This window comes from Aeromonas sp. QDB56, assembly GCF_027705505.1.
GTDB lineage: Bacteria > Pseudomonadota > Gammaproteobacteria > Enterobacterales > Aeromonadaceae > Aeromonas > Aeromonas caviae.
Genome location: NZ_JAPDBZ010000187.1, coordinates 1 through 6,000, shown reverse-complemented (window position 1 = coordinate 6,000; position 6,000 = coordinate 1). Strand labels below are relative to the sequence as shown.

General features: G+C 61.3%; 6 protein-coding genes and 1 riboswitch. Of the genes, 3 read left to right on the top strand and 3 right to left on the bottom strand.

What is annotated here, in order from left to right; all coding sequences use genetic code 11:
- Window positions 1–115: 115 nt before the first annotated feature.
- Window positions 116–1,240, bottom strand: a complete 1,125-nt coding sequence (locus OKB81_RS18980) for a 5-(carboxyamino)imidazole ribonucleotide synthase (protein ID WP_053287978.1) — start codon at window positions 1,238–1,240, stop codon at window positions 116–118.
- The gene (gene purE / locus OKB81_RS18975) at window positions 1,237–1,746 is read right to left on the bottom strand and encodes a 5-(carboxyamino)imidazole ribonucleotide mutase (protein ID WP_029313402.1); all 510 of its coding nucleotides are present in this window, start codon (window positions 1,744–1,746) and stop codon (window positions 1,237–1,239) included. Before purE ends, OKB81_RS18980 begins: the two co-directional genes overlap by 4 nt.
- A gap of 206 nt (window positions 1,747–1,952) precedes the next feature.
- Window positions 1,953–2,130, top strand: a riboswitch (cobalamin riboswitch).
- Between the two features lie 52 nt (window positions 2,131–2,182).
- Between purE and OKB81_RS18970 the strand changes: the two genes are divergently transcribed.
- Together OKB81_RS18970 and murI are read left to right on the top strand one after the other, a co-directional pair.
- Window positions 2,183–4,048, top strand: a complete 1,866-nt coding sequence (locus OKB81_RS18970; protein WP_041212100.1) for a TonB-dependent receptor domain-containing protein — start codon at window positions 2,183–2,185, stop codon at window positions 4,046–4,048.
- 108 nt (window positions 4,049–4,156) lie between these two features.
- Window positions 4,157–4,945, top strand: a complete 789-nt coding sequence (gene murI, locus OKB81_RS18965; RefSeq protein WP_010672351.1) for a glutamate racemase — start codon at window positions 4,157–4,159, stop codon at window positions 4,943–4,945.
- Window positions 4,946–4,948: 3 nt separating this feature from the next.
- On the opposite strand, the gene OKB81_RS18960 is transcribed toward murI, so the two are convergent.
- Window positions 4,949–5,440, bottom strand: a complete 492-nt coding sequence (locus tag OKB81_RS18960) for an RNA recognition motif domain-containing protein (protein WP_029313407.1) — start codon at window positions 5,438–5,440, stop codon at window positions 4,949–4,951.
- 248 nt (window positions 5,441–5,688) lie between these two features.
- Between OKB81_RS18960 and OKB81_RS18955 the strand changes: the two genes are divergently transcribed.
- Window positions 5,689–6,000: hypothetical protein (locus OKB81_RS18955; RefSeq protein ID WP_270805375.1), on the top strand; the 312-nt coding region annotated here is incomplete at its 3' end.

Here is a 6,000-nt window from a genome sequence, read left to right as displayed (position 1 = left end):
ATGATGGCCTCTCCTGAAAGAAAAACACCCTGTCAGCGTACCGCTCACAGGGTGGGGGTGACCATCTCATTAGACCCGGGCCTTGGCCCGGGTCTTTGCATGTCAAGGGGTGGACTCAGCGCGGAGGCAGACCCAGCAGGGCGCGCAGCTGGTGCGCGGTGGCCTCGACGGCGGGCCAGTCGCGGCCAGTGACGGTGACGTGGCCCATCTTGCGGCTGGGGCGGGCTTCGCCCTTGCCATAGAGGTGAAGGTGTACCCCGGGCAGGGCCAGGGCGCCGGCCCAGTCCGGCGTGCCGTCTTGCCACAGATCCCCGAGCAGGTTGAGCAGGATGGCGGGCTGAACCTCGGCCTGTGCCGGCAGCGGCAGATCGCACAGGGCGCGCACCTGCAACTCGAACTGGCTGCAACCGGCGTTGTCGATGCTGGGATGACCCGAATTGTGGGGCCGGGGGGCCATCTCGTTGACCAGTAGCTCACCGCCGACCAGGAAGAACTCCACCGTCAGCACGCCCACATAGTCGAGGGCGGCGATGATGTGCTCGGCGATGCGCTGGGCCTCGCGCTCCAGGGCGGGCACATTGGCCGGGGAACGGGTCTGATCCAGGATGCCGCCGCTGTGCCAGTTCTGCACCAGGGGCAGTGCACTGATGGCACCGCTCGGACTGCGGGCCAGGGTGAGGGCAAACTCCCCCTCCAGTGGCAGGCGTTTTTCCAGCACGCAAGGGACACCGCTGGCGGCCAGGGCCGCTGGCAATTCGCCCGCATTGTGGATAGTCCACTGCCCCTTGCCATCGTAGCCCTCGCGGGCGGTCTTGAGGATGGCGGGGAAGAGGTCGCCGGGCAGGGCGGGCTGCGGCTCGCCCGGCAGCAGGGTCAGGTTCGGGGCAACCGGTACGCCGGCGCGGGTCAGGAAGGCTTTCTCTTCCCGGCGATCCTGACAGACACGTACTGCACTCGCGGCCGGGCGCACCGGCTTGTACTGCTCCAGCAGGGCCAGGGAGGCGGCGGGCACGTTTTCGAACTCGCAGGTGATGGCATCGCAGCGGCTGGCCAGATCGCGCAGGGCATCGGCATCGTCATAGGCGGCAACGATCTGCTCGTCGGCGGCTGCACCGGCGATGCTGACGGGGTCCGGGTCCAGCACGATCACCTTGTAGCCGAGACGGTGGGCAGACATCACGAAGTAGCGGCCGAGCTGGCCGCCACCGAGCATACCCAAAGTGGCGGGGGGCAGTATCATGCCGGCTCCTCCAGGGTGAGCGCCAGCACCCGGTCGCGCTCCTTGGCGCGGAAGCCGTCGAGCTGCTGGTGATAACGGGGAGCGTCGCCATCCTGGGCGACAGAGAGCAGGGACACGGCGAACAGACCGGCATTGGCGGCACCCGCCTCGCCGATGGCGAAGGTGGCGACCGGCACGCCCTTGGGCATCTGCACGATGGAGAGCAGGGAATCCATCCCCTTGAGCTGGCGGGTGGGGATGGGCACGCCCAGCACCGGGATCGTGGTCTTGGCGGCCAGCATGCCCGGCAGGTGGGCTGCGCCGCCGGCGCCGGCGATGATGGCGCGCAGACCACGATCGCGCGCACTGGCGGCATATTCAAACAGGAGATCCGGGGTGCGATGGGCGGATACGACGCGCGCTTCATAGGGCACGCCGTGCTCCTTGAGGATGCGGGCGGCGGCCTGCATCACGGGCCAGTCAGAGTCGGAGCCCATTACCAGGCCGATCATAGGGGGGGTCGTCATTACGGCTTCCTCGGATGTCAAACGTTTGCCGCATGTTACCAAAAAGCCGTGGGATCTGGCTCAACATTTCTTGTGTTTGACCCGCTCGAATGACGGTCAACGAGCCTCAAGGTACGAGAGGGGCGAGGATCTGCGCCACTTGGCACCGACTTTGGGTAAAAACGACATTAGAAATCCAGATGGCTATACATCCAAGACAGCTCTGCCTATAATCCCCCCGCTTTGGCGCATCATGCTTAAAAGGGAATCCGGTGAGAATCCGGAGCTGGCGCGCAGCGGTAAGGGGGAACGAAGCGACATCAGGGCACTGCCGTCAGGTGGGAAGCCGTCGCCGTAGGCCATCAGCCCCCAAGCCCGAAGACCTGCCAAAGTTCGTATTTCGGGCCGAGAGAAACCGGCCACGAAGTAGATGCTTACGCGAACTTAAGGATCTCTCATGTCCAAGACATTATTGGCGGCTGCCCTGTTGCCAACGGCGGCCTTTGCCCAACAACTGACCATCCCCGTCAATCCCACCATGGTGGTGACCGCTACCCGTGTCGCCCAGCCTGCCTCCAGTGTGCTGGCTCCCGTCAACGTGGTGACCCGTGACGAGATCGATCGCCTGCAAGCCCAGACCGTGACCGACGTGGTCAAGACCCTGCCCGGCGTGGAAGTGGTCAGCAACGGCGGCCGCGGCCAGCTCAGCTCGCTGCGGGTACGTGGTGGCACCTCTTCCCAGACCCTGGTGCTGGTGGACGGGGTGCGCAGCGCCTCTCTGACCGCCGGGATGACCGAGCTCAACAACCTGCCCCTCAACCAGGTGGAGCGGATCGAATATATCCGCGGTGCACGCGCCACTATTTATGGGTCCGATGCCATCGGTGGGGTCATCAACATCATCACTCGCCCGGACCAGGGGACCAATCAGCACAAGTTCAACCTGGGCGCGGGCTCCCACAAGCAGCGTCAGGCTGCCTTCAGCAGCGCCAGCCAGGTGGGTGATGCGGGTCAGATCAAGGTCGCTGGTGGTTTCGATGACGAGACCGGCTACAACGTGCATCCCATCGTCGGGGTGAACGATGGCGACAAGCATGGACACCGGGGCTATAACGCCATGGTGGATTATCAGCAGGCGCTGGCCAGCAACTGGGATCTGTTCGGTACGACCCGCTGGTTCCGCAACATTGCCCAGTACGACAGATCCTCTGCCGCTTCCGCCTGGGGCCCGGCGTTTCATCAACGCAACGAGACCTGGACCGAGAACCAGAGCTACCAGCTCGGCTCCCGCTATCATGACGAGCGCTACCTGAGCGAGCTGCGCGGCGCCTTCTCCAAACAGGATGCCTACGACTACCCGGATACCAGCGGCCGCGATCAGTCCGCTGATCGACTCTATACCCGTCAATACACCCTGAACTGGGTCAACAGCGTCAAGCTGGACGAGAGCTGGACCCTGGGGGGCGGCGCCGACTGGCAGCGCGACATGCTGGACGATAGTTCCCGCTCCTCTGGCGTCGCCTTCCCGAGTGAGGCCGATGAGCGTGACAACACCGGGCTCTATGCCCTGGCCCAGTTTGACAACCAGGTCTGGCAGGCCGAGCTGAGCGGTCGCAGCGATGACAACGAGCAGTTCGGACGTCACAACACCTGGCAAACCGGCGCTGGCTGGCGCTTCGTTGAGGATTATCGCCTCAGTGCCCGTTACGGCACCGGTTTCCGTGCCCCCTCCTTCAACGATCTCTACTACCCGGGGTCCGGCAATCCGGATCTGAAGCCGGAAGAGTCGAAAAGCCACGAGTTGATGCTGGACGGACAGACCGCTGGTGTGGAGTGGCGCTTGACCGGTTATCGCAACGACTTCGAGCAGATGATCCAGTGGGCACCGGACAGCCAGGGCATGTGGACGCCGCAAAACGTCGGCAAGGCGCGGATTGAAGGGGTTGAGCTGGAAGGGGAGTTCGAGACCGGCTGGCTGAGCCATCGCGTTTCCGCCGAATACAAGGATCCCAAGGACAAGGTCACCGACAAGCAGTTGCAGCTGATCTCCCGCAAGGGGGCCAAGTGGGTGAGCCAGGCGCAGTGGCAGCAGTTCGATGGCTCCCTGAGCTGGATCTACCAGGGTGAGCGTTATGGTGACGCGGCCAATACCACCCAGCTGGGCGGTTACAGCGTGTGGAACCTGGCGGTGGGCTATCAGGTTGCACCGTCCTGGAAGGTCTCCGGCAAGATCAGCAACCTGCTGGACAAGGAATACCAGACCTCGGTGGGTTACCCGGCTGATGAGCGTGCCTACTATGTGACGGTGGACTACGCACTCTGATCCCCTTGTCTGGATCTGAAAAATCAGGGGCCCTGCCATTGGCAGGGCCTTTTCTATTGGCGCCGGGCGGGAGTATGATCGCGGCCTCGCATTCAAGGGGGAGATCAGGTGGCCAATATTCTCGTGTTCGACTCCGGTATGGGCGGTCTGACCGTCTATGGGGAGATCCGTCGCGCTCTGCCGGAGCACAACTATTTCTACAGTTTCGACAATGCCCACTTTCCCTATGGCGAGCTGAGTGAGGCGGCCCTCATCGAGGCTTGTACCGGACTGGTCAGCCACATGGTGGCCGAGCACGCCATTGATCTGGTGGTGATCGCCTGCAATACCGCCAGCACCATTGCCCTGCCATCCCTGCGTACCGCACTCAGCATTCCCGTGGTCGGCGTGGTCCCCGCGATCAAGCCTGCCGCCGCCCTGACCCGTAACGGCTACATCGGTCTGCTGGCAACGCCCGGCACCGTCAGCCGTGACTATACCCATGAACTCATTGCCCAGTTCGCCCCGGGCAAGCATGTGCTGCTGAAGGGGGCCACCGAACTGGTTATCGAAGCCGAGCGCAAGCTGGCGGGGTTGCCGGTCAATATGGCCCTGCTCAGAGAGGTGCTCGCAGACTGGATGGAAGGGGAGGAGAGGCCGGATACCCTGGTACTGGGATGTACCCACTTCCCCTTGCTCAACGAAGAGATCAAACAGCTGATGCCGGAATGCCAACTGGTCGATTCGGGTCTTGCCGTGGCAAGGCGGGTGGCGCATCTGCTGGCGACACTGCCGGTCCAGGCGCCTGGCGAGGGGACGGGACGTGCCTACTGCACGCGACTGGATGCTGGGGCCCAGAAACTGACAGCCCCCTTGCAAGCTTGGGGGCTGTCGTCACTCGAAGAAGTGGTGTACTGAATATCAGGCGTCGACGTCGTTGACGTCCTTCTCATCCCGGTCCCGCTTGTCATTTGCTTCACGCACTTTCAGGGTGCGCTGCTGATACTCCTTGTCATTGAGCGCGGCGATGGCCTTGGCCGCATCGGCGACAGGCATCTCCACAAACCCGAAGCCCCTGCGTTTGCCGGTGGCCTTGTCCTTCATCAGACGAACTGACAGTACCTGACCTTGCTCGGCAAAGAGTTCGCGCACCGCAATCTCGTTGGCGCGATAGGGCAGGTTGCCTACATATAAGGTACAGGTCTCCTGGCTGGTCGCCTGTTCGAGGGCGGTGGCAGGCGCACGGTTAAGGAAGAGCGGTACCACGAAACCGCCAATGGCCAGACCGGCGGCAAAAATGACTTCGACTTTCAGAGAGAACTGCAGGGCCTGGGCAACCAGATAGCCGAGCAGCGCCAATACCAGAGCAAGAACTGCTGCCTGCACATAAACGGGAAACTTGGATAAATTCATCTTTAAAGACCTTTTGTAAATGAAAGCAAAAAAGGTGCAACACTCTATTCACCTTCATGGTAACCAGCTTTACGACCAGACGCTACCATGGACCACTTGAGGTAAATTATCCGCTTCATTATGGCATTCCTTCAGCCAGGAAGATCCTGATAAATGCCAATAAAAGAGGGCTGAAATCATCAGCTTGTGGATAACATTGTATATATACACTGGGTAAGTTGTTTCTAACTGGATAATTTGAAGTTTCCGTGACTTTCTTCAAAAATTCCCTTGTCATCGCAATCGGCCTCCCTATAATGCGCCCCTACCAGCACGGCGGAACACGCCAACCTGATGAGCCAGCTTCCCTTAGGAAGTGGGCGCCGAAAGAAAAGCGAAAACAACCGCTTGACTTTCGAAGTGAGGAGCGTATGATGCGCCTCCTCAACGCGATAAGCGTGACGCTCTTTAACAATTTGAATCAAGCAATCTGTGTGGGCACTTACAGCATCGAGCATCAAAAACAATTTTTGATATCAATGTCTGATGAAGTGACCAAAGCAACGAAAGTTGCAGCAGTT

Coding starts and splice junctions, on each gene's coding strand:
- OKB81_RS18980 (WP_053287978.1), bottom strand. CDS start 1,240: ATGATACTGCCCCCCGCCACTTTGGGTATGCTCGGTGGCGGCCAGCTC.
- purE (WP_029313402.1), bottom strand. CDS start 1,746: ATGACGACCCCCCCTATGATCGGCCTGGTAATGGGCTCCGACTCTGAC.
- OKB81_RS18970 (WP_041212100.1), top strand. CDS start 2,183: ATGTCCAAGACATTATTGGCGGCTGCCCTGTTGCCAACGGCGGCCTTT.
- OKB81_RS18960 (WP_029313407.1), bottom strand. CDS start 5,440: ATGAATTTATCCAAGTTTCCCGTTTATGTGCAGGCAGCAGTTCTTGCT.